Origin of the sequence: Burkholderia sp. AU16741, from assembly GCF_002223345.1 — a bacterium.
Taxonomy (GTDB): Bacteria; Pseudomonadota; Gammaproteobacteria; order Burkholderiales; family Burkholderiaceae; genus Burkholderia; species Burkholderia sola.
This window is the reverse complement of sequence record NZ_NKEZ01000009.1, coordinates 256,071-279,172: the sequence shown is the minus strand read 5'-3', so window position 1 is coordinate 279,172 and position 23,102 is coordinate 256,071. Positions and strand designations below refer to the sequence as shown.

Sequence of the window (23,102 nt, the reverse complement as noted above, 5' to 3'; positions counted from 1 at the left end):
CGACGATGAATGCAAAGAAGGCGCCGCTTCAGGTCGCGCAACACGCCGACGCCGTGCGCTATCGCGCGGCCGACGTCGCGGTCGGCGCGGCCGAGATTCGCCGCGCGGCCGACGGCACGTGGTATCTGCGCTCGCGCGAACCGCTTGGCGACTACCCGACGCGCGTGACCGACTGCCTCGTGCGCGGCGCGCAGGCGCACCCCGATCGCGTGCTGGCCGCACGGCGCGGCGCCGACGGCCGCTGGATCGAGTTCACCTACGCGCAGATGCTCGAACGCGCCCGCGCGATCGGCCAGGGCCTCGCCGATCTCGGGCTGTCGGCCGAGCGTCCGCTCGCGGTGCTGTCCGGCAACGATCTCGAGCATCTGCAGATGATGTTCGCCGCGATGCTGGCCGGCGTGCCGTATTCGCCGATCTCGCCCGCGTATTCGCTGGTGTCGACCGACTACGGCAAGCTGCGTCACACGCTCGGCGTGCTGCGGCCGGGCGCGGTGTTCGTCGCGGAGCGCGCGCCGTTCGCGCGTGCGCTCGACGCGACCTTGCCGGCCGATGCGACGCTGATCGTCGCGCGCGATGCCGATGTCGATGCGGAGGGTCGCGCGGTGCCGCTGTCGCGCCTGCTCGCCACCGTCCCGCGCACGATCGACGCGGTCCACGCGGCGGTCGGTCCCGACCATCTCGCGAAGATCCTGTTCACGTCCGGTTCGACGAAGCAGCCGAAGGCCGTGCCGACCACGCACCGGATGCTGTGCAGCAACCAGCAGATGCTGCGCCAGACGATGCCGGAGCTCACGCGCGAGCCGCCGGTATTGGTCGACTGGCTGCCGTGGAATCACACGTTCGGCGGCAGTCACAATCTCGGCATCGCGCTGTACAACGGCGGCACGCTGTATATCGACGACGGCCGCCCGATGCCCGGCCGCTTCGACGAAACGGTGCGCAACCTGCGCGAGATCGCGCCGACGATCTACTTCAACGTCCCGAAGGGCTGGGAAGAGCTGACTGCCGCGCTGGAGCGCGATGCTGAACTGCGCGACACGTTCTTCTCGCGCGTGAAGCTGTATTTCTTCGGCGGCGCGGGGCTGTCGCAGGCCGCGTGGGACCGGCTCGACCGCGTGACCGAAGCGCATTGCGGCGAGCGCATCCGGATCATGGCCGGCCTCGGGATGACGGAGGCGTCGCCGTCGTGCCTGTTCACGACCGGGCCGCTGATGCGCGCCGGCTATATCGGGCTGCCCGCGCCGGGCTGCGACGCGAAGCTCGTGCCGTGCGGCGGCAAGCACGAACTGCGCTTCAAGGGGCCGAACGTGATGCGCGGCTACTGGCATGCGGACGTCGATCCGCGCGACGTGTTCGACGAAGAAGGCTATTACCGCAGCGGCGACGCGGGCGTCTTCGCCGATCCGGAGCGTCCGGAACTCGGGCTGCTGTTCGACGGGCGGCTGACCGAGGACTTCAAGCTGAGCAGCGGCACGTTCGTCAGCGTCGGGCCGTTGCGCGCGAACGCGGTGTCGACCGGCGCGCCGTACGTGCAGGACGTGGTCGTGACCGGCATCAATCGCGGCGACATCGGCTTGCTGGTGTTTCCGCGCGTCGACGCATGCCGGGCGCTGGCGGGGCTCCCGGCCGATGCGTCCGTGACCGACGTGCTGCGCGCGCCGGCCGTGCGCGCGGCGTTCGCGGCATGGCTCGCCGCGCTGAACCGCAACGCGAGCGGCGGTTCGACGTTCGTCGCGCGGATCCGGCTGATCGACACGCCGCCGTCGCTCGATCTCGGCGAAGTGACCGACAAGGGTTCGCTGAATCAGGCGGCCGTGCAGAAGCATCGCGCGGCGACGATCGACGCGCTGTACGACCCGGCGCGGCGCGATCCCGACGTGATTTACGCGTAAGCAGCACGCGCGAGCAGTTGCAGCGGTAAGCAACACGCAGGCACGACGACCGGCCGGCCATGACACCGGCAGGCACTTTCGCGGCCAATGAATCAGGTTGCCTGATAAAGGCGGCCGTTCATACGACACCTCGCGCGCCGAACCGCCACTGGCCGGCGGCGGCGCGCGGCGGCCGTTGCAGGGCCGACCGACTACAAAGACATGGGAATGGAGACATGAACACTTACGTTGCCGAAAAATCCACGGTCGCGACCACGCTTGCGCTGTGTTTCGCGATCGCACTCCTCGAAGGGCTCGACCTGCAGTCGGTCGGTGTCGCCGCGCCGCGCATGGCGCGCGAATTCGGGCTGTCCGTCTCGCAGATGGGCATCGCGTTCAGCGCGGGCACCTTCGGGCTGCTGCCGGGCGCGATGCTCGGCGGGCGGCTCGCCGACCGAATCGGCCGCAAGCGCGTGCTGATCGCATCGGTCGTGCTGTTCGGGCTGCTGTCGATCGCGACCGCGCAGGTATCGACGTTCGCGATGCTCGTCGTCGTGCGCGTGCTGACCGGCATCGGCCTCGGCGGCGCGATGCCGAACCTGATTGCGCTGTCGTCCGAAGCGGTCGAGCCGCGCTCGCGCAGCAGCGCGGTCGCGACGATGTACTGCGGGATCCCGTTCGGCGGCGTGATCGCGTCGGTGATCGGCGTGCTGCTCGCGGGCGACACCGAATGGCGGCACATCTTCTACGTCGGCGGCGTGGGCCCGCTGCTGCTCGTGCCGTTGCTCGTGTGGTTCCTGCCGGAATCGCGCGCGTATCTCGACGTCGCAGGCACGCAGGCCGCGCGCACAAGCGTCGGGAAGACGCTGTTCGGCGACGGCCGCACGACGTCGACGGTCGCGCTGTGGGTCAGCTACTTCTGCACGCTGATCGTCCTCTACTTCCTGCTGAACTGGCTGCCGTCGCTGATGGCCTCGCGCGGGCTCGATCGCGCACACGTCGGCCTCGTGCAGATCGCGTTCAACGTCGGCGCGGGGCTCGGCGCGCTCGGCATCGGCGCGGCGCTCGACCGGATGCGCGCGTCGCGCGTGGTCGGCGGCATGTATGTCGGGATCGTGCTGTCGCTCGCCGCGCTCGCGGCCGCGCCCGGTTTCGCGTCGCTCGCGGCGGCCGCGTTCGCGGCGGGGATGTTCGTCGTCGGCGGGCAGTCGGTGCTGTATGCGCTCGCGGCGATCTACTACCCGACGGCGATGCGCGGCACCGGCGTCGGCGCGGCGGTGGCGGTCGGCCGGCTCGGTTCCGTCGTCGGGCCGCTCGCGGCGGCGACGCTGCTGGCCGCGGGCCGCAGCGCGCCGGTCGTGATCGGCGCGAGCATCCCCGTCACGCTCGTCGCGGCCTTCGCCGCATTCGTGCTGATTCGCCGCCCGCAAGCCGGCGACTGACTGGCGGCTGACGGTTCGATTTTTTCAATGCGCGCCGTCAGAGCGCGCTTACTCAAGGTCTGGAGACGCAACGATGAAGAAGACAAGGAACGGCCTGCTGGCCGCCGGCGCGTGCTGCGCGCTCGCCGCGCCGGGCGCGCACGCGCAGTCGAGCGTGACGCTTTACGGGATCATCGATACGGGCGTCGAGTTCGTGTCTCACGCGAACGCGGCAGGCGACCACGTCGTGCGGATGCCGGGCGTGACGGGCGAGCTGCCGTCGCGCTGGGGCCTGCGCGGCGCCGAGGATCTCGGCGGCGGCTACCAGGCGGTGTTCACGCTCGAAAGCGGCTTCAACGTGCGCGGCGGCGATCTCGGGCAGGGCGGCCGGCTGTTCGGGCGCCAGGCGTTCGTCGGGCTGAAGAGCGGCTTCGGCACGCTCGCGTTCGGCCGTCAGTACACGATGACCTACCTCGCGCTGCAGGGCGCGGACATCATCGGCCCCGACATCTACGGGCTCGGCTCGTTCGACGCATACGTGCCGAACGGCCGCGCCGACAACGCGGTGACCTACGTCGGCACGTATCGCGGCGTGACGTTCGGCGCCGCCTATTCGTTCGGCCGCGACGGCGCGGGCACCGGCAACTCGCCGGGGCAGGGCACGTGCGCGGGGCAGGTGCCGGGCGACGCGGTGCAGTGCCGCAACTGGTCGCTGATGCTCAAGTACGACAGCGCGTATTTCGGTGCGGCGGCGTCGTACGAGGAACAGCGCGGCGGCACCGGCGCGGCCGCGAACTTCTTCGATGGCGTGGCGCCCGTCCCGTTCACGAGCAGCGGCGGCAAGGACGCGCGCGCGCACGTGAGCGCGTATGCGCAGGCGGCCGGCGCGAAGATCGGCGCGGGCTGGATCGGGCGGCGCGTGTCGACCGGTTCGCCGGCCGCGCCCGGCGCGCATTCGGACCTGTTCTTCCTCGGCGCGTCGTATGCGGTGAAGCCCGATTTCATCGTCGACGGCGAAGGCTACCGGATCGTCAACAGCGCGCACGACACGCGCGCGACGATGGCCACGCTGCGCGCGACCTATCTGCTGACCAAGCGCACGGCCGTCTATGCGCAATCGTCGTATCTGTGGAACAGCGCGCATGCACGCTACGCGGTCAGCGGCGGCGGGCCGGGCACGACGCCGGGCGCAGGGATGGGGCAGCTCGGCGCGATGGTCGGCGTGCGGCACATGTTCTGATTGACCGGCGTGACGAACCGAACGGGAGTTATCTTGAACAGGAAATCTGCGTTCCTCTGTATCGCGCCGCTGTCCGCCGCCGCCCTGCTCGCCGGTTGCGGCGGCGACGATTCGATCAGCGCCCCGCCCACGCACATGAGCGCCGCGACGCCTGCCGCGATGGCGCAGACCTGCGACGCGCTCGCCGCGAAGCTCGCGTATGCGAACACGTCGTTCACGTCGGTGACGACCGCGGCGGCCGGCGCGCTGACGGTGGCCGGCAAGCCGGTCGCCGAGCACTGCGTGATCGAAGGGAAGATGAACGAGCGCGTGAGCGCGGTGGACGGCAAGACCTATGCGATCGGCTTCGAGATGCGATTGCCGAAAGCGTGGAACGGCCGCTTCTTCTACCAGGCGAACGGCGGGCTCGACGGCAACGTCGTGACCGCGACCGGCGAGATCGGCGGCGGCGGGCCGTTGACCAACGCGCTGAACCAGGGTTTCGCGGTGATCAGCTCGGATTCCGGGCACAGCGCCGCGCAGAATCCGTTGTTCGGCCTCGATCCTCAGGCGCGGATCGACTACGGCTACGGCGCCGTCGACGCGCTGACGCCGATGGCGAAGCAGGTGATCCGGCTCGCGTACGGCAAGGCGCCCGATCGCAGCTATTTCGGCGGCTGCTCGAACGGCGGCCGTCACGCGATGGTGACGGCGGTGCGCAACCCGGCCGACTACGACGGCATCATCGCGGGCGATCCGGGCTTCCATCTGCCGAAGGCGGCGATCGGCGAGATGTACGGCGCGCAGCAGTTCGCGAAGATCGCGTCGGCCACGGGAACGAACGGGCTGCCGGACATCCGTAGCGGTTTCAACGATGCGGAACGCCAGTTCGTCGGCGCGAAGATCGTCGAAAAATGCGATGCGCTCGACGGCGCGGCCGACGGGATGGTGCAGGACGTCGCCGCGTGCCAGGCGCACTTCAGCGTCGATGCGGATATCCCGACCTGCGCGAACGGCACGCGCACGGGCGCCTGCCTGACGCCCGCGCAGAAAACCGCGCTGGAGAACGTGTTCACCGGTGCGCGCAACAGCGCGGGCACGGCGTTGTACGCGAGCTTTCCGTACGATCCGGGCATGTCGGGCCCGGGCTGGGCCGCGTGGAAGCAGTCGAACTCGATCATGCTCGACCCGGCCGCGATGGCGTTCACGTTCATGACGCCGCCGAAAACCGCCGCGACGCTCGCGAACCTCGCCGGCTTCGCGCTCGGTTTCGACATGGACAACGACGCGCCGGCGATCTTCGCGACGAACGGCACTTACACGCAATCGTCATGGTCGTTCATGACGCCGCCCGACGAGACGAACCTCGCCGCGCTGAAGTCGCGCGGCGCGAAGCTGCTCGTCTATCACGGCACGGGCGACCCGGTGTTCTCGTTCAACGACACGCGCGACTGGTATGCGCAGGTCGCGCAGGCGAACGGTGGCGATGCGTCGAGCTTCGCACGCTTCTATCCGGTGCCGGGGATGAACCACTGCTCGGGCGGGCCGGCCGCCGATCAGTTCGACATGCTGACGCCGCTCGTAGCGTGGGTCGAACAGGGGCAGGCGCCCGCGGCGGTCGTGGCGACCGCGCGCGACGCGACGAACGCGGTGCCGAACGCGGACGTGCCCGCGTCGTGGGGCGCGGGACGCACGCGGCCGCTGTGCCCGTATCCGCAAGTCGCGCGCTACAACGGTTCGGGCGATTTGAACTCGGCGGCGAGCTTCAGTTGTCGTTGACGTAGCCGTCGACGGGAGACGGCCGGCGCACGCTGCCGCGCGCCGGCCGTTTCATCGTTGCATTCACTCGCCGGCATCGACCGGCACGTCGAGCCCGACCTTCACGCGGCTCATGCTCACCAGCGTCTTGAACCGCTTCACGTTGTTGTTCGCGAAGAACAACTCGCGCGTGAGCGCGTTGTACTGATCCATGTTGCGCACCGCGAGGATCAGCACGAAATCCCATTCCCCCGTCACGTAGTAGCACTGCTGGATCTGCGGGCAGCGCTCGAACGCGCGTTTCATCGCATCGAGCTGGTCGATCTGCTCGCTCTCGACCTCGACGTTCACGACGATCGTCAGCGGATGATCGACCTTGTCCGGCGCGACGACGGCCGTATAGCGCTCGATCACGCCCGCTTCCGCGAGACGCCGCAGCCGCCGGTTCACGGCGGCGGTCGACAGGTTGACGCGCGCGCCGAGCTCGGCCTGCGGCGTCTGCGCGTCGCGCTGGACTTCCATCAACAGCTTGCGATCGAACGCATCGAGAGGAGTCGTCATGATGGCGCGTGCAACCTCGAAAGAATGAGAAATTTTTGCGTCGGAGCGGTCGATTTGGCGATTTCGTTCGCCCGCCTGCGCAATATTATTTTTCCAACCGACGGCGCGCGCAACCCGCGCCTGCCCGACCCGACTCACCCGACGGACCCCCCGGCGGTCCCGCTCCGGAGCCTTACGTCATGCTGATCGACAACCCGCGCGCGTCGCGCACTGCCTATCCGGACGCGCTGCGCCGCGTGATGAACATCGCGTCGGCCGACGAAAGCGGCGCGTGGCTCGCGCACTGGCCGCTCGTCGGCCACGCGCGCACGCCGCTGCGCGCGCTGCCCGATCTCGCCGCGCGGCTCGGCGTCGCGAGCGTCAGCGTGAAGGACGAGTCGTGCCGCTCGCCGCTCGGCAGCTTCAAGGCGCTCGGCGCGCCGATCGCGCTGGTGCGGCTCGTGAAGCGGCTGCGCCGCGCGCAGGCACTCGATCCGCAAGGGCTTCTCACCGGCCGCTACGCGTCGGCGCTGGCCGACCTGACGGTGATCAGCGCGACCGACGGCAATCACGGCCGCGCGCTGGCCGCCGCCGCGCGCGCGATCGGCTGCGGGTGCGTGATCGTGCTGCACGCGAACGTCGACGCCGAGCGCGAATGCGCGATCTCCGCGTATGGCGCGCGGATCGTGCGCATCGCGGGGAACTACGACGAATCGGTGGTCTGCGCGGCTCAGCTCGCGCAGGCGAACGGCTGGTACGTCGTGTCGGATACGTCGTACGACGGCTACGAAGCGAGTCCGCGCGACGTGATGCAGGGCTACGGCGTGATCGCCGCCGAAGCGGCCGCGCAGGCGAAAGAGGGCGACGGGCGGCCGTTCACGCACGTATTCCTGCAGGGCGGCGTGGGCGGCCTCGCCGCGGGCGTCGCGAGTTACCTGTGGGAGCGCGACGGCGTGCAGCGGCCGCGCTTCGTCGTCGTCGAGCCGCGCCAGGCCGATTGCCTGTACCAGAGCGCGCTGGCCGGGCGCGCGACGAAGGCGAGCGGCAGCGTCGATTCGGTGATGGCCGGGCTCGCGTGCGGTGAGGCGTCGCCGCTCGCGTGGGATTTCCTCGAGATGTGCATCGACCACTTCATGCTGATCGACGACGACGACGCGGTGCAGGCGATGCGCGGCCTCGCGGCCGGCAGCGAACGCGACGTGCCGCTCGTCGCCGGCGAATCGGGCGCGGCCGCCGTGGCGGGGCTGGCCGTGCTGATGCGCGACCCGGCGCGCGCGCGGCAGGTCGGGCTCGACGCCAACGCGCGCGTGCTGGCGATCAACACCGAAGGGGCGACCGCGCCGTCGGTGTACCGGAACTGCGTCGGCGAGACGGCCGACGCGGTGCTCGCGCGCCAGCGCGACTGGCTGAGCCGCGCGGCGGTGGCGGCCTGAACGACATGACGACCGACATGACCACCGACGAGGCGAACGCAATGGACACAATCGACGCAATGGCAGAAAGCACGCTGCAGGGCCGACTGAAGACCTGGCGCCGGTATCTGCACCAGCACCCGGAAACGGGTTTCGAAGAAGTGAGCACGTCGGATTACGTCGCGCGGATCCTGACGACGCTCGGGCTCGACGTGCATCGCGGCATCGGCGGCACCGGGCTCGTCGCGAACCTGACGGCCGGCACCGGCCAGCGCGCGATCGGCATTCGCGCGGATATGGACGCGCTGAACATCGTCGAGCATGCGCCCGACCGCGCGCACGTGTCACGCACGCCCGGCAAGATGCACGCGTGCGGGCACGACGGCCACATGTCGATGGTGCTCGGCGCCGCGCAACTGCTGGCCGAGCGCAAGGATTTCGACGGCACCGTGCGTTTCATTTTCCAGCCGGCGGAAGAGCACGGCCGCGGCGCGAAGGCGATGATGGCCGACGGGCTGTTCGAGCGCTTCCCGGTCGACGCGATCTTCGGCGCGCACAACATGCCGGGCATGCGCGCGGGCACGTTCGCGACGCGTGCGGGCGGCATCATGGCGAGCGAAGACAATTTCGTGATCCGGATCGACGGGCGCGGCACGCATGCGGCGCGGCCGCACATGGGCATCGATCCGATCGTGATCGGTTCGCAGATCGTGCTTGCGCTGCAGACGATCGTGTCGCGCAATCTCGACCCCGGCCAGCAGGCGGTGATCTCGTGCACGGAATTCATCACCGACGGGCTGCGCAACGTGCTGCCGTCGACCGTGACGATCAAGGGCGACACGCGCAGCTATTCGCGCGACGTGCAGGCGCTGCTGGAGGCGCGGATGCGCGAGATCGGCGAAGGGATCTGCCGCACGCACGGCGCGACCTGCACGTTCGAGTACACGCACGAGTTCGCGCCGACGGTGAATTCGCCGGAATGGGTCGACGCGGCCGTGCAGGCCGCCGCGGACGTCGCGGGCGCCGACGCGGTGAACGCCGACGTGCAGCCGATGATGATCTCGGAGGATTTCGGCGCGTTCCTGCAGGCGGTGCCGGGTAATTTCGTGTTCATCGGCAACGGTGAAGCGGCCGGGCAGGGCGGCGTGCCGCTGCACAACGCGACGTACGATTTCAACGACGAGATTTTGCCGATCGGCGCGCGATATTTCGCGGAAGTGGCGCGGCGCGCGTTGAAGGCGGTGTAGCGGGATGGGCGCGGGCGGTGCACCTGCGTCATCGGCGACGCATCGATGCTCGAGCGCACCGGGTTGCCGGCGCGTCGAGATCATTCGTCGTCGGCCGTCGTTTGCAGGCGCACGAGGATCATGTTGTGGAACGGCGCGATCAGCACGCGGCGATTCAGCAAAAGTTTTTGCGCATAAACATACGACAACTTGTCTCTAAGCGGTCCATTCTTCGATGTGAGTGTGCGCACACATCTAGCACAAATGTTTGGTGAAAACGACCTAAACGACAAATGCGTATCTCGCGCCTGTCGCGTCCCGACTCCGCAATGTAGTACGACGACGTATAAATCGTGATCCGCCGATCAGCGCATCGATACCCTTTCACCCTGCAGGGTTGTCAACACGACGATCACCGACAAGCGATGAGATGAAGCAACACGCCACGAGGTTCGCGTGCGACCCGGTTGGTGCCCGGACGCGAACGCGAATGCGTCAAGCCAGCGTCTTGATCATGTAGTGCTCGTCGTAGAAGCGGCCATCGACGAACAGGGAACGCGGCTCCGTGCCGAACCGCACGAACCCTTGGGAGGCGTAAAGCTGCTCCGCGGTGCTGTTGACCTCGTTCACGCACAGCATCAGCTGGCTGCATCCCCACGCGTTGGCCGCATGCGCGGTCGCGCTGTCGAGGAGCGCCTGCGCGATGCGTTGCCCGCGATACGCGGCGTCGACGTACACGCCCCAGATCGTCGCCTTGTGCGCGATCTTCATGCGCGCATCGCGGCGTACGCCGGTGATGCCGACGAGCGTGTCGCCGTCGAACGCGCCGAACACGGCTTGTGCCTGCGTCGGCGTGAGGCGCTTCGCGAATTCGTCGACCGGCACCTGCGACTCTTCGTCGAGCGTCGGCAGGAACGACGTGGGTGCCGTGTCGACCGCACGCAGGCGGACGGTCTGGAACTGCGCCGCGTCGGCGGCGTCAAGCTGGCGGATCGTGATCGTCATCGGGGGCATTCCGGTCGAGTGGCGTGCATGCCGGCGCGCCGCTGCCGCGGTCGCGGGATGCATCGTCCTTATCCTAATAGGAATCCGGTTGCCGCGTGGCGACGTGCGGTGCGCCGTACGGGCTGCGCGCACGATCGTGAACGGAGAACGCGGTGATGGCGGTGCGTCGTACCGCCGTCAAGGCGGGAGCGCGTCAAGCGCATGCGCGGTCGCGTCGGGCTGACGCGCGACGTCGAACCGGCGACGTGCGCGCGACCAACTCACGCGCACGCAACGGGAATCAATAGCGCGACAACTGATTGCCGTTGATCTGCACGCGGTCGCCCGGACGCAGGTTGCCCGGCGACTGCACGTCGAACGAGCGCATCGAGCCGTCGCTGACCTGCACGTCGATCCGATAGCTGCTCGGGCCTTGCGCGGCGCCCACCTGCTGGCCGATCTGGTTGCCGGCCACCGCACCGCCGAGCGCGCCGATCACGGTCGCCGCATCGCGGCCGTGACCGCGGCCGAACTGGTTGCCCACCAGCCCGCCGACCAGCGCACCGACGACGGTGCCGGCGATGCCCGACGGGGCGACCGAGCCGTTGACCGGCTGGATGTTCGACACGGTGCCGTACTGCGTGCCGTACGGGGTCGCGTATTGCTGTTGCGGGTTGCCGTACTGGTCATACGGCTGCGAGCCGTATTGCGACGGATTGCCGTATTGATCGTACGGTTGCGGCGCCTGGTTCGGATAAGCCGGTTGCTGCTGCACGTAGCCCGGCTGCGAATACGCGGGCTGCGGATAGCCGGGCGTCGCGTATTGCTGCTGCTGCGGATAGCCCGGCTGCGCGCCGTAGTAGCCCGGCGCGACGCACGCGGTGAGCGGAAGCGCCGCCACGGCGACGAGCGAGGCGAACAGAACGGTCTTCGTGGAAGGCATGCGCATCATGATGATTCCTGCATCGGCAACGTGTCCGCCGCTGGATTCCCGTCAGGGTGGCGAACTCGGCGTGAGTATAAGGAATGGCCGGATGCGCGTCCGGTGTGGCCGGGTAACAACGTGTAAAGTCTGTTGCCGCGTAAATCGCCGGTGGGGCGGGGCGCCGAAGCCGCGACCGGCAACGGCGCGACGCGGTTTCCCGGCGCACGCGTGCCCGCGCTGCGGCCCGCGCGCGGCCGCCGACATTCCAGCCGTTTCCACGGCCGGCGCAACCCGTCTGCGCGCCGGCCCGGCGGCCCCGCGCGCCGCACATCGCGAAATCGAATGCGCGGCATCGCGACATTTAATTGGCCTCGCGCAGCGGCGTCCGATATCGTGGCCGCATTCCCTGCCAACGGTCGCGCCGCGCCGGCCGCGGTTCCTTCCCTTGTCCGCGCCGGTGTCGCGCCGCGACCGCCCCACATTCGAAGCCATGACCGAACGACTCTTCATCAACGTCCGCGACGCCGGCGGCCGGCCCGTCAATCTCGTCGTCCGCGACGGCCGCTTCGCCGCGATCGGCGCCGCGTGCACCGCCGCGTCCGGCGCGCAGACGATCGACCTCGACGGCCGCGTCGTGCTGCCTGGTTTCGTCGACGGACACATCCATCTCGACAAGAGCTTCGTCGGCGATCGCTGGGTGCCGCACGAACCGGTCGGCTCGCTGCGCGAGCGGCTCGCGGTCGAGAAGCGCCAGCTCGCGGACGCGCCGCCGGCCGTCGAGCGCGCGAACGCGCTGATCGCGCAGGCCGCCGCGTTCGGCACGATCGCGATGCGCAGCCACATCGACGTCGATGCGACGACGGGCCTGTCGAACCTGCACGCCGTGATGGCCGCGCGCGAGCAATGGCGCGGGATCGTCGACATCGAACTGGTCGCGTTTCCGCAGGCCGGCGTGATCACGTGCCCGGGCACCGCCGAGATCCTCGACGCCGCGGTGCGCGAAGGCGCGGACGTGGTCGGCGGAATCGATCCGACGACGCTCGACGGCGACGCGGACGGCCAGCTCGACATCGTGTTCGGCATCGCCGAGAAGCACGGCGCGAAAATCGACATCCACCTGCACGAGCCGGGCGAAACGGGCATCGCGCAATTGCTGCGGATCGCGGCGCGCACGCGCGCGGCCGGGCTCGGCGGGCGCGTGAACGTGAGCCATGCGTACGCGCTCGGCCAGGTGAGCGACGACGAGGTGCAGCGCACCGCCGCGGCGCTGGCCGACGCCGGTGTATCGATCCTGACGAATGCGCCGGGCGATTGCGCGTTCCCGCCGGTGCAACGGCTGCGCGGCGCGGGCGTGCACGTGTTCGCGGGCAACGACAATATCCGCGACGCGTGGTGGCCGTACGGCAACGGCGACATGTTGCAGCGCGCGATGATGGTCGGCTACCGATCGGGCTTCTACACCGACGAAGCGCTCGGCGTCGCACTCGACATGGCGACGCACGCCGGTGCGCGCGCGATCGGCAAGGAGAACTACGGAATCGCGGTAGGCTGCGACGCGAGCTTCGTCGCGGTGCGTGCGCCGAATGCGGCGGCGGCCGTCGCGGGCGTGCCGGCCGAACGCTGGGTATTCCGCCGCGGCGAAAGCGATACGGGCGCACCGTTCGCGCCGTCGCTGCGCTTCACGTGCTGATTCGCCCGACCGGCGGCACGGCATGTGCCGTGGCCGCCTTGCATCGATCGACCCGACCGGAACCGACATGACGAACCTGCTGATCCGCAATGTCCGCACGAACGCCGACGCCGCGCTCGATATCCTGATCGAAGGCGATCGCATCGCGCGCGTCGGCCCGTCGCTCGAGGCCCCGGCCGGCTGCGCGATCGAGGACGGCGCGGGCGCGTTGGCGTTGCCGGGCCTCGTCGAAGGCCATACGCACCTCGACAAGACCCACTGGGGGATGCCGTGGTATCGCAACGCGGTCGGGCCGCGTCTCGTCGACCGTATCGAGAACGAACGCCACTATCGCGCGACGAGCGGCCATGACGCGGGCGCCGCGTCGCTCGCGCTGGCGCGCGCGTTTCTCGCGGCCGGCACGACGCGCATCCGCACGCACGTCGACGTCGATACCGACGCCGGGCTGCGTCATCTGCACGGCGTGCTCGCGACGCGACAAACGCTGCGCGGACAGGTCGAGATCCAGATCGTCGCGTTTCCGCAATCGGGCGTGCTCAAGCGGCCGGGCACCGATGCGCTGTTGTCCGACGCGCTCGACGCCGGCGCCGACCTGCTCGGCGGGCTCGACCCATGCGCGATCGAAGGCGATCCGGTCGAGGCGGTGGACGTGCTGTTCGCGATCGCCGAACGCCACGGCCGCGGGCTCGACGTCCATCTGCACGAGCGCGGGTCGATGGGCGCGTATTCGCTCGACCTGATCCTGCAGCGCACCGCGGCGCACGGCATGCACGGGAAGGTCACGATCAGCCATGGTTTTTGTCTCGGCGATCTCGCCGAACGCGAGCGCGATGCGCGGCTCGCGCGGATGGCCGAGCTCGGCGTCGCGATCGTCACGACCGCGCCGGCCGCGGTGCCGGTGCCGCCGGTGGCCGCGTGCCGCGCGGCGGGCGTGACCGTGATCGGCGGCAACGACGGCGTGCGCGACACGTGGACGCCGTACGGTTCGCCCGACATGCTCGAACGCGCGATGTTGATCGGCATGCGCAACGATTTCCGCCGCGACGATGCGCTCGAAGTCGCGCTCGACTGCGTGACGCACGGCGCGGCGCGCGGCTGCGGTTTCGCGGATTACGGGCTGCGGCCGGGTAGCCGCGCGGACGTCGTCCTGGTCGATGCGCTGACGTTCGCCGAGGCCGTCGTCGCGCGACCGGTGCGGCGCGTCGTCGTCTCGTCCGGGAAGATCGTCGCGCGCGACGGCGCGCTGGTCTGAGCGTCGCGTCGCCCCGGTATGATCGGGTTTTCAGCCGGATGTCGGGAGACGACGATGCGACGCACGACCGCGGCACGGGCCGCACGATGGATGGCGGTGGCCCTGTTCGCCGTGAGCGCCGCGCATGCGGTGGCGGCCGGGCCGGCCGACGCGCGGCAGGAAGCCAACCGGCGCACGGTGCTCGCGTTCTACGAGAAAGGTTTGAACGAGAAGGATGCGGACGCCGCGCTCGCGTATGTCGGCGATCGCTACGTGCAACACAACCCGAACGCGGCCGACGGACGCGACGGCTTCCGCAAGTTCGTCGCGTTTCTGCGCGATAAATATCCGCAGTCGCACAGCGAGATCAAGCGCTCGTTCGTCGACGGCGACTACGTGATCCTGCACGTGCACGCGGTGCGCGAACCGGGCACGCGCGGCAGCGCGATCATGGACATCTTCCGGCTCGAGCACGGCAAGATCGTCGAACACTGGGACGTCAACCAGCCTGTGCCCGAGCAGGCGGCGAACGGCAACACGATGTTCTGACGCGTGTGGCGCGCGGCGCGCCTGTGTGCCGCTCCCGTTTGAAATCCGCTTCGCCTACCGCCCTTCGAGTTCCAGCATCGCCGCGAGCGTCTTCGTCAGCGCGCTGACCATCGGATCGGCGGTCGGCCGGTGCAGGATCGCGATGTCCATGTGCTCGATCGGCGCGAAGCCCTGCTTCGCGGCCAGCACCACATGCTCGTCCGTTACCGCACGCGCGGGCAGCACGCTGATGCCGAGCCCGTCCGCGACGGCCGCCTGGATGCCGCTCAGGCTCGACGTCGTGAAGCTGATCCGCCAGCGGCGGCCGCGTTCCTCGATCGCCTTGATCATGTCGTCGCGGTAGAGCCCGCGCGGCGGGAACGCGACGATCGGCACCGGGTCGAGATCGATCGACGGATGCTTCGCGCTGTCGATCCAGCGCAGCTTCTCCGGCCAGCGCACGACCGCCTCGCGGCTGTCGCGCCGCTGCTTGATCAGCACGAGATCGAGTTCGCCGCGATCGTACGCGGCGCTGACGTCGCGGCTCAGCCCGCACGTCACTTCGAGCTTCACCTGCGGATGCTCGCGCTTGAACGCCGCGAGCGCGTGCGTCGTGCGGCCCGCCGCGAAATCGTCGGGCACGCCGAGCCGGATCGTCAGCGCGACCGTCGCGCCCGACAGCGCCTCCAGCATCTCGTCGTTCAGCGCGAGCATGCGCCGCGCATAGCCGAGCACCGTCACGCCCGCATCGGTCGGCCGCACGTCGCGCGTGCCGCGATCGAGCAGGCGGTGGCCGGCGATTTCCTCGAGGCGACGCACCTTCTGGCTGACCGTCGACTGCGTCGAATGCAGGCGCGCGGACGCCGTCGTGAAACTGCCGCAGTCGGCGACCATCACCAGCGCGCGCAGCAGGTCGATGTCGAACAGGGGTCTATTCATTTATGCACTTCTAGGGATTCGGGTATTTCATTTTCAAATGCGTGCGACGACTTTTAACATGGTGGGGCATCGCGGGCAATCGCGGTTTCGCCGGAGCTGGGCGGGTGTTTTGCGGGGTCGTGAGGTGCTTGACGACATCCCGTGGAGGACGTTCGCGCACGACGCCGATCTGCACGGCACGAACCGGTGTCGCGGCTCCGGGTTGATTCCGGCGGCCGATCGCGATCATGTCGAGACGGTACGCACGCCGATCGATGCGAACGTGAACGTCGATCACGGAGGCGAGGTGCGATATCGCGCTGAAAAATTCGATCGCGGTATAGGGCGCATTACTGACGGATTCAATGGAATATCGGGCGACAGATTGACGTGGTTGCTGGTGTGGGCGACTTCCTCTCGCTAACATCCGGAATACACGTTCTGACGCTCGCGTGCATAGCGCAGGGTAAACATTCGAGCATTCCATAAAAAAGCCGTCAATGGAGCATCGTTACGCTTCCTTGGTTTCTATCTTCCGTCAATCCGCCGCGCTCCTCATTTCTCCGCTTGCGCCCAAAAATTATGCGGTCTAGACTGCATCGCAATTTCATCGAAGTCCGTCTTTCGCGCCCCGTGCCGGCTTCTCGTCGCGGCGCCTCCACCGGACGCCGGCATCGCCTGCCGCGTCGAGACTTTCAAGGACCCGCCATGAACCGCATCGCAAAGCTCCTCGTCACCGCGCTGGCGTTCGCACCGCTCGTATCGTTCGCACAGGACACGTCGACGATCCGCTGGGGCATCGACCCCACGTATCCGCCGTTCGAGGCGAAGCAGCCCGACGGCTCGCTCGCCGGGTTCGACATCGACCTGCGCAATGCGCTCTGCGAGCAACTGCATGCGAAGTGCGTGTGGGTCGAGCAAAGCTTCGACGGGATGATCCCGGCGCTGCGCGCGCGCAAGTTCGACGTGATCATGTCCGCGATGACCGCCACCGACGAACGGCTCAAGCAGATCGACTTCTCGAACAAGCTGTACGCGTCGCCGGGCGCACTCGTCGCGCCGGTCGGCTCGAAGCTGCTGCCGAGCGCCGCATCGCTCGCCGGCAAGCGCGTCGGGATCGACCAGGGCACGACGCAGGAGGCGTATGCGAAGGCCGAATGGGCGACCAAGGGCGTGACGATCGTCTCGTACCAGAACCAGGACCAGGTGTACCAGGATCTCGTCAACGGCCGCCTCGATGCGACGTTCCAGGACAAGACGCAGGCTGGCTACTCGTTCCTGAAGACGCCGCGCGGCAAGGGCTACGCGTTCGCGGGGCCGGACGTGACCGACGCGCGGATCACCGGCTACGGCGTCGCGATGGGCATACGCAAGGGCGACGCCGACATGAAGAAGCGGCTGAACGACGCGATCGTCGCGATCCGCGCGAACGGCACGTACCAGAAGATCGCCGCGAAATACTTCGACTTCGACATCTACGGCGCAAAGCAGCAACTGACTTCGGCGCCGTGACCCCGTGACTCATCCGATCGACAGGCACACCATGACGAGCATTCAGGATCGCGTCGCGCAAGCCGTGACGCCCGAGCTGATCGCCGCGTTCCGCGAGGAAGGCGCGGTCTGCATCAAGGGCATCTTTTCGCCCGACGAAGTGGCCGCGCTGCGGGTCGGCATCGACGCGAACCTCGCGCAACCGAGCGAACGCGCGAAAGTCGCGAGCCGGCCCGACGATCCGGGCTGGTTCTTCGAGGATTTCTGCAACTGGCGGCACAACGACGCGTATCGCGACTTCATCGTGCGCTCGCCGGCGCCGTCGGTCGCCGCCGCGCTGATGGGCACGGACCACGTGCGGCTGCATCACGACCACCTGCTCGTGAAGGAGCCCGGCACGCGGCAGCGCACGCCGTGGCACCAGGATCAGCCGTACTACGACATCGAAGGCGACGACAACGTCAGCATGTGGATTCCGGTCGATCCGGTGCCGCTCGAATCGACACTGGAATTCGTCGCGGGCTCGCATCGCGGGCCGTGGCTGATGCCGCGCACGTTCATGGACAAGGAGGCGAAGTGGTTTCCGGAAGGCAGCCTTGCCGACCTGCCCGACATCGAATCCGACCGCGCGGCCTTCCCGATCCGTCGCTGGGCGCTCGAACCGGGCGACATGGTGTGTTTCCGGATGCTCACGCTGCATGCGTCGGGCGGCACGCAGAACCGGCGGCGCGCGTTTTCGATTCGCTTCGTCGGCGACGACATCCGTCACGCGCCGCGCCGCTGGAAAACGTCACCCGATTTCCCCGGGCTCGCGGATCAACTGCCGGACGGCGCACCGCTCGATCACCCGCTGTTTCCGGTCGTGTGGTCGCGCGATGCGGGGCAGGTCGATGGGATCTGACTCCGGTGCGTCGAGGTGACGAATCCGGCGGCAGTTTCAGGGGCGAAACGGCCGCCGTGCGTTCCTGGCGCGTGCGACGAAGGATCAGGTCGGGTGGCGCCCCGCGCCCGGCTTGAAACGCGAGCCGAGCCGGTAGCGATTGCCAGGATGCAGGAAGTGCACGAACGTGACGGGCAGCCCGTCCGTCCACGTGCGGCGCGTGAGCGTGAGGCACGGCTCGTCGGCGCGCATGTCGAGCAGCCTCGCCTGTTCGCCGGTCGGCAGCGACGCGTCGACGACGTGCTCGATTTCCAGTTCGTAGTGCGACACGTTGTTGTACAGGTATTCGGACGGCGGCTCGATCTGAAAATCCTGATCGATGAAGCCGGGCGAGGCGGCCGGGTTCACGTAGCGATCCTCGAGCTGGATCGGGCGGCCGTTTTCCTCGTGCACGCACACCACGTGAAAGACCGGCGTGTTGACCGGCAGGCCGAACGCGGCCGCGACGTCGAACGACGCGGGCTCGCGCGACTGGCTGAGCACGCGGCAGCGGTATTCGTGACCGCGCGCGCGGATCTCGTCGCGGATGTGCGCGATCATCAGCAGGTTCGACTGCGGCTTCACCTCGGCGACGAAGGTGCCGACGCCCGCGATGCGCTTGAGCACGCCTTCCTCGGTCAGCTCGCGCAGCGCGCGATTGACCGTCATGCGCGCGACGCCGAACTGCGCGGCGAGATCGAGTTCGGACGGAATGCGGTCCCCTGGGCGCCAGTCGCCCGCATCGACATTCTGGCGAACGAGCGTCTTGATCTGCTGGAACGGTGCGGTGGTCTTCGTGACCATCGGGGGATCCTTCGGGAAGGGCAACCGCGAAATTCTATCCCGGATCAGGCGGCGGGCAGTTCGCGAACGTCGGCCGTCGGCTCGTTACCGAACGCGTCGCTCAGCGCATGGCCGATCAGTTGCCGTGCCGCCGCCGCGGGCGTCGCGAGCGCACCGCTCGACTTCAACTCGTCGAACTTCTCGCGCATCGGGAAGTTGTCTTCGCTGGTCGAGCGGATCGTCGCCTGCATGCCGGTGTCGACCACGCCGGGCGCGACGCTGCAGATCCGCAGCGCGCCGTTCGCGTCGAGCGCGACCGCGCGCGCATGGTGATCGAGCGCGGCCTTGGTCGCGCAGTAGACGCTCCAGCCCGCATACGCGTTGCGCGCCGCGCCGCTCGACACGTGCAGGATCCGGCATTCGGTCGTGGCCGATGCCGCTTGCGCGAGCGCGGCCGACAGCATCAGCGGCGCGGCGACGTTCAGGCCGACCGCGCGGGCGACGATCGCCGGATCCTGCACGGCGAGCGGCCCGATCGGATCGACGATGCCCGCATTGTTGAACAGCAGCACGAGCGACGCACCGTCGACGAAGCGGCGCAGTGTGTCGCCGGCCAGCCAGGCCGCGACGGCCGTGGAATCCGACAGGTCGAGTTCGATTTCGGCGAAGCGCTCGCCGGCCTGCGACGCGAGCGACGGATGACGGCTGCGCGACACGCCGAGCACGGCGATGCCTTCCTGCAGCAATTGTTCGGCGAGCGCCGCGCCGACGCCGCGGGTGTGTCCGGTGACGATGGCGCGCACGTGTGCGGGAGAAGATGCAGTCATGGTGGTGAACCGGTGAGGGGATGAGCGGGTTTGACGAGCGGCGCGCACGCACGCGGCAGCGCGTTCAGGGCGGGCGATGCGTGGTATCGACCTGCGAAGACGATCGCGCGCGGCACCGTTGATTTCGGGATGAACGCTTATCGTAGCGCCCGCGTGAGCATCGCGCAAACGCCGGGACGTGCGTGACGGATGAATCTGCGGCGCTGCGGCTCGCGCATCGTCGCGTTGCAGCACGTGCGCTCGGCGCGCCGCTGCGTCGGACGAAAGCCTGCTCAGGCGAGTGTGCGCGCCGGCGCGGCGAGCGGCGCCGGGCCGCGCGTCGCGAGCTATCATATGGCTCGCCCGTGCGCGAAGCCGCGCGGGCCGCGATCGTTTCCCTTCACCTGCCGCACGTTTCGACGCCACTCATGAACACCACGCCGGATACGCCCACGCCCCGCGCCCTTCGCGAACTCACGCCCCTCGAGGCCCGCATTCTCGGCGTGCTCGTCGAGAAGCAGCATACGGTGCCGGACACCTATCCGCTGTCGCTGAATGCGCTGACCGCCGGCTGCAACCAGAAAACCGCGCGCGCGCCGGTGATGAACGTCAGCGAGGACGAAGTCACGACCGCGCTCGACGGGCTGAAGCACCTGAGCCTCGTGATGGAGGGCAGCAGCAGCCGCGTGCCGCGTTTCGAGCACAACATGAATCGCGTGCTCGGCATCCCGAGCCAGGCCATCGCGCTGCTGACGATCCTGTTGCTGCGCGGCTCGCAGACGGCCGCCGAGCTGCGCCTGAACAGCGCGCGCCTGCACGGCTTCGCGGATATCTCGTCGGTCGAGGCGTTCCTCGACGAACTCGCGGCGCGTGCGCAGCCGCTCGTCGTCCGGCTGCCGCGTGCACCGGGCGCGCGCGAGAACCGCTGGATGCACCTGATGTGCGGCGAAGTGAACATGGCCGACTTCGCGAGCACGGAGGCAGGCGGTGGCGCGGATTCGGTGTCGCCTTCCGAATTCGAAGCGCTGAAGGCCGAGCAGAAGCGTCTCGCGGACGAAGTGGCGCGACTCAATGCGCTGGTTCAGCGGATGGCGAGCGAACTGGGCATCGACGTCGACGCGCCGGGCGACGCGGGCTGATCGCTTCTTGATGCATGCAGCGCGATCGGCACGCACGCGCTCCGGATCAACGGGCGCATCACGGGCGATAACAGAATGGTTTTCATGGCGGTGCGTGAACGATGAAGATGCCTGTCAACCAACACTGATCCGCGTGGCGCCCGCATCGACGAGCCGGAACAGCAGATCCTCGACGGCCGCGCACGGCGCCGAGCCGAGATCCGCGTTGACGCGCCATCCGTGCTCCGTGTTCGCCGGTTCCGACAGATAGTGAACGATGCCGTGCAGGCCGTCTTCGGCCGGCATGCTTTCGTCGTCGGCGTCGAACCACGCGAAGAACCAGGTCTTGAACACATCGGTGGCCGCGGCTTCGTCGAGCCCGTCGGCTTCGATCGTCGCCCAGTCCCACACGAACGGATGGATCGATACGGCTACCGTTTCGAGCTCGAACTCGAACGGCTCGAAATCCAGTTGCGTGGTCGAATCGATCATCGCCGGCTGGCCGGCCGATTCGCCCTCGGTGTGCACGGTGTCGGCACGGCACGGCAGCGCGAGCGGGCCTTCGGTGGCGAGCGTGCCGTCGGCTTTCCGGTAGGCCGGTTCGACGACGGCCGCCGGTTGCGCGGCCGCTTGCGCGAGCAGGTCGACGTAGGGTTGGCGGATGGCGCTGAGCAAGTCGGATACGGTCATCGTGGCGTGTCGGGCAAGGGGTGAACGATCGATCGCAGGCAAGCGGCGCATGCCGTCGCCTGCATCGAGCGAGGGGCCGCGTCGGCAGCGGACAACCACGATCGTACGGCACCGCGGCGACACGCGACCACTCGGCCGAATGGCCGGCGGCCCCCGATCGCCGTCGCTTCGCGAGCGTCGCGTCGATGCCGATCGACTCCCGCCGCCACCCGCTATCGTCCCGCGCGGGTGCCATAATCGAGCCTGCCCATCATTCCAGACAGACGTCCCCCGGAGAATCACCATGCAGAACCTCGACAATCCGTCCCACGATCGCGAGGTAGGCAGCGCCGACGCGACGCAGGACACCACGCGCATCGACGACGTCCGCATCGGCGCCGTGCGTCCGCTGATTTCGCCCGCGCTGCTGCTCGACGAGCTGCCGGTGCCGCCCGCGACGCAGACGCTCGTCGAGGATACGCGCCGCGCGATCGGCGACATCCTGCACGGCCGCGACGACCGGCTGCTGCTCGTCGTCGGCCCGTGTTCGATCCACGATCACGACCAGGCGCTCGACTATGCACGCCGCCTGAAGGCCGCCGCCGATGCGCTGAAGGACGACCTGCTGATCACGATGCGCGTGTATTTCGAGAAGCCGCGCACGACGGTCGGCTGGAAGGGGTACATCAACGATCCGCGCCTCGACGGCAGCTTCCGCATCAACGAAGGGCTGCGTGCCGCGCGGCAACTGCTGCTCGACATCAACGCGCTCGGCCTGCCGGCGTCGACCGAATTCCTCGACCTGCTGAGCCCGCAGTACATCGCCGACCTGATCGCGTGGGGCGCGATCGGCGCGCGCACGACCGAGAGCCAGAGCCATCGTCAGCTCGCGTCGGGGCTGAGCTGCCCGATCGGCTTCAAGAACGGCACCGACGGCGGCGTGCAGGTCGCGTCGGACGCGATCGTCGCCGCGGCCGCGAGCCATGCGTTCATGGGGATGACGAAGATGGGGATGGCCGCGATCTTCGAGACGCGCGGCAACGACGACGCGCACGTGATCCTGCGCGGCGGCAAGAATGGGCCGAACTACGATGCCGAGCACGTCGAAGCGAGCTGCGCGGTGCTGCGCAAGGCCGGGTTGCGCGAGCAGGTGATGGTCGACTGCTCGCATGCGAACTCGAACAAGTCGCACGAGCGGCAGATCGAGGTCGCACGGGATCTCGCGCGGCAGTTGGGGCAGGGCGAGCACCGGATCGTCGGCGTGATGGTGGAGAGCCATCTCGAAGCAGGCAGGCAGGACCTGAAACCGGGCGTGCCGCTGCAATACGGCGTGTCGATTACCGATGCGTGCCTGAGCTGGTCGCAGACGGAGCCGGTGCTCGACGTGCTGGCGGAAGCGGTGCGGCATCGTCGGGTGTATTCGCGGAATGCGTGATGCCGTGGGGCTGCGCGACGCCCGGCGCGTCGTTCGACGTGTTCGATGCGCCGCGAGGATCGGGCGCTCGCCCGCGAGATTGCCCTGATCGACCGGCCGCGGCGCCCTTGTTCCGCGCCGTGCGCCCCCGTCTGTCCGCACGATCCTTGATCCCGATC

At 68.7% G+C, this 23,102-nt stretch carries 21 protein-coding genes; 14 read left to right on the top strand and 7 right to left on the bottom strand.

Going from position 1 to position 23,102, the window contains the following annotated elements:
* Positions 1–5 precede the first annotated feature (5 nt).
* From CFB89_RS28520 to CFB89_RS28505, 4 genes are all read left to right on the top strand, one after another.
* Positions 6–1,892, top strand: a complete 1,887-nt coding sequence (locus CFB89_RS28520) for a feruloyl-CoA synthase (protein WP_089470939.1) — start codon at positions 6–8, stop codon at positions 1,890–1,892.
* 215 nt (positions 1,893–2,107) lie between these two features.
* The gene (gene mhpT, locus CFB89_RS28515) at positions 2,108–3,313 is read left to right on the top strand and encodes a 3-(3-hydroxy-phenyl)propionate transporter MhpT (protein WP_089470856.1); all 1,206 of its coding nucleotides are present in this window, start codon (positions 2,108–2,110) and stop codon (positions 3,311–3,313) included.
* A 73-nt stretch (positions 3,314–3,386) separates the two neighbouring features.
* Positions 3,387–4,532 (top strand): porin, encoded by a 1,146-nt coding sequence (locus CFB89_RS28510; RefSeq protein WP_089470855.1) that lies wholly within the window; start codon positions 3,387–3,389, stop codon positions 4,530–4,532.
* A gap of 33 nt (positions 4,533–4,565) precedes the next feature.
* Entirely contained in the window at positions 4,566–6,290 is a 1,725-nt protein-coding gene (locus tag CFB89_RS28505; protein WP_089470854.1) for a tannase/feruloyl esterase family alpha/beta hydrolase, read from the top strand.
* 63 nt (positions 6,291–6,353) lie between these two features.
* Here the strand turns inward: CFB89_RS28505 and CFB89_RS28500 are convergent, their stop codons facing one another.
* Positions 6,354–6,830: an Lrp/AsnC family transcriptional regulator gene (locus CFB89_RS28500; RefSeq protein ID WP_059581607.1), complete on the bottom strand. Its 477-nt coding sequence runs from the start codon at positions 6,828–6,830 to the stop codon at positions 6,354–6,356.
* Positions 6,831–7,009: 179 nt separating this feature from the next.
* On the opposite strand from CFB89_RS28500, the gene CFB89_RS28495 reads away from it, so the two are divergent.
* Entirely contained in the window at positions 7,010–8,242 is a 1,233-nt protein-coding gene (locus tag CFB89_RS28495) for a diaminopropionate ammonia-lyase (RefSeq protein WP_089470853.1), read from the top strand.
* A 41-nt stretch (positions 8,243–8,283) separates the two neighbouring features.
* Positions 8,284–9,468, top strand: a complete 1,185-nt coding sequence (locus tag CFB89_RS28490) for a M20 aminoacylase family protein (RefSeq protein WP_089470938.1) — start codon at positions 8,284–8,286, stop codon at positions 9,466–9,468.
* Positions 9,469–9,942: 474 nt separating this feature from the next.
* Here CFB89_RS28490 and CFB89_RS28485 read toward each other — a convergent pair whose 3' ends face one another.
* Both CFB89_RS28485 and CFB89_RS28480 read right to left on the bottom strand, forming a co-directional pair.
* On the bottom strand, positions 9,943–10,452 hold the full coding sequence (locus tag CFB89_RS28485) for a GNAT family N-acetyltransferase (protein ID WP_089470937.1): 510 nt from the start codon (positions 10,450–10,452) through the stop codon (positions 9,943–9,945).
* Positions 10,453–10,732: 280 nt separating this feature from the next.
* Positions 10,733–11,383: a glycine zipper 2TM domain-containing protein gene (locus CFB89_RS28480; RefSeq protein WP_089470852.1), complete on the bottom strand. Its 651-nt coding sequence runs from the start codon at positions 11,381–11,383 to the stop codon at positions 10,733–10,735.
* Between the two features lie 463 nt (positions 11,384–11,846).
* On the opposite strand from CFB89_RS28480, the gene CFB89_RS28475 reads away from it, so the two are divergent.
* The 3 genes from CFB89_RS28475 (at position 11,847) to CFB89_RS28465 (ending at position 14,826) form a co-directional block, all read left to right on the top strand.
* Positions 11,847–13,046, top strand: a complete 1,200-nt coding sequence (locus CFB89_RS28475; protein ID WP_089470851.1) for an amidohydrolase family protein — start codon at positions 11,847–11,849, stop codon at positions 13,044–13,046.
* Positions 13,047–13,113: 67 nt separating this feature from the next.
* The gene (locus CFB89_RS28470) at positions 13,114–14,298 is read left to right on the top strand and encodes an amidohydrolase family protein (protein ID WP_089470936.1); all 1,185 of its coding nucleotides are present in this window, start codon (positions 13,114–13,116) and stop codon (positions 14,296–14,298) included.
* A gap of 54 nt (positions 14,299–14,352) precedes the next feature.
* Positions 14,353–14,826 (top strand): nuclear transport factor 2 family protein, encoded by a 474-nt coding sequence (locus tag CFB89_RS28465; protein ID WP_089470850.1) that lies wholly within the window; start codon positions 14,353–14,355, stop codon positions 14,824–14,826.
* A gap of 54 nt (positions 14,827–14,880) precedes the next feature.
* Here CFB89_RS28465 and CFB89_RS28460 read toward each other — a convergent pair whose 3' ends face one another.
* Positions 14,881–15,744 carry a LysR family transcriptional regulator gene (locus tag CFB89_RS28460; RefSeq protein ID WP_089470849.1) on the bottom strand — a complete coding sequence of 288 codons (864 nt, stop codon included), beginning with the start codon at positions 15,742–15,744 and terminating at the stop codon, positions 14,881–14,883.
* A gap of 58 nt (positions 15,745–15,802) precedes the next feature.
* Here CFB89_RS28460 and CFB89_RS35700 point away from each other — a divergent pair, with 58 nt between their 5' ends.
* The 3 genes from CFB89_RS35700 to CFB89_RS28445 all read left to right on the top strand — a co-directional run bounded on the left by CFB89_RS35700 (position 15,803) and on the right by CFB89_RS28445 (position 18,115).
* Positions 15,803–16,147 carry a hypothetical protein gene (locus CFB89_RS35700; RefSeq protein ID WP_089470848.1) on the top strand — a complete coding sequence of 115 codons (345 nt, stop codon included), beginning with the start codon at positions 15,803–15,805 and terminating at the stop codon, positions 16,145–16,147.
* A 284-nt stretch (positions 16,148–16,431) separates the two neighbouring features.
* A complete protein-coding gene (locus tag CFB89_RS28450) occupies positions 16,432–17,235 on the top strand; it encodes an ABC transporter substrate-binding protein (RefSeq protein WP_089470847.1) in 804 nt (267 codons plus the stop codon).
* 31 nt (positions 17,236–17,266) lie between these two features.
* On the top strand, positions 17,267–18,115 hold the full coding sequence (locus CFB89_RS28445) for a phytanoyl-CoA dioxygenase family protein (RefSeq protein WP_089470846.1): 849 nt from the start codon (positions 17,267–17,269) through the stop codon (positions 18,113–18,115).
* An 84-nt stretch (positions 18,116–18,199) separates the two neighbouring features.
* On the opposite strand, the gene hutC is transcribed toward CFB89_RS28445, so the two are convergent.
* Both hutC and CFB89_RS28435 read right to left on the bottom strand, forming a co-directional pair.
* On the bottom strand, positions 18,200–18,937 hold the full coding sequence (hutC, locus tag CFB89_RS28440) for a histidine utilization repressor (RefSeq protein WP_089470845.1): 738 nt from the start codon (positions 18,935–18,937) through the stop codon (positions 18,200–18,202).
* Between the two features lie 44 nt (positions 18,938–18,981).
* A complete protein-coding gene (locus tag CFB89_RS28435; protein ID WP_089470844.1) occupies positions 18,982–19,743 on the bottom strand; it encodes an SDR family oxidoreductase in 762 nt (253 codons plus the stop codon).
* A 407-nt stretch (positions 19,744–20,150) separates the two neighbouring features.
* Here CFB89_RS28435 and CFB89_RS28430 point away from each other — a divergent pair, with 407 nt between their 5' ends.
* Positions 20,151–20,861 carry a YceH family protein gene (locus CFB89_RS28430; RefSeq protein ID WP_089470843.1) on the top strand — a complete coding sequence of 237 codons (711 nt, stop codon included), beginning with the start codon at positions 20,151–20,153 and terminating at the stop codon, positions 20,859–20,861.
* 114 nt (positions 20,862–20,975) lie between these two features.
* On the opposite strand, the gene CFB89_RS28425 is transcribed toward CFB89_RS28430, so the two are convergent.
* A complete protein-coding gene (locus tag CFB89_RS28425) occupies positions 20,976–21,530 on the bottom strand; it encodes a hypothetical protein (protein WP_089470842.1) in 555 nt (184 codons plus the stop codon).
* Positions 21,531–21,813: 283 nt separating this feature from the next.
* Between CFB89_RS28425 and CFB89_RS28420 the strand changes: the two genes are divergently transcribed.
* Positions 21,814–22,944: a 3-deoxy-7-phosphoheptulonate synthase gene (locus CFB89_RS28420; RefSeq protein WP_089470841.1), complete on the top strand. Its 1,131-nt coding sequence runs from the start codon at positions 21,814–21,816 to the stop codon at positions 22,942–22,944.
* The last annotated feature ends 158 nt before the right edge of the window (positions 22,945–23,102 follow it).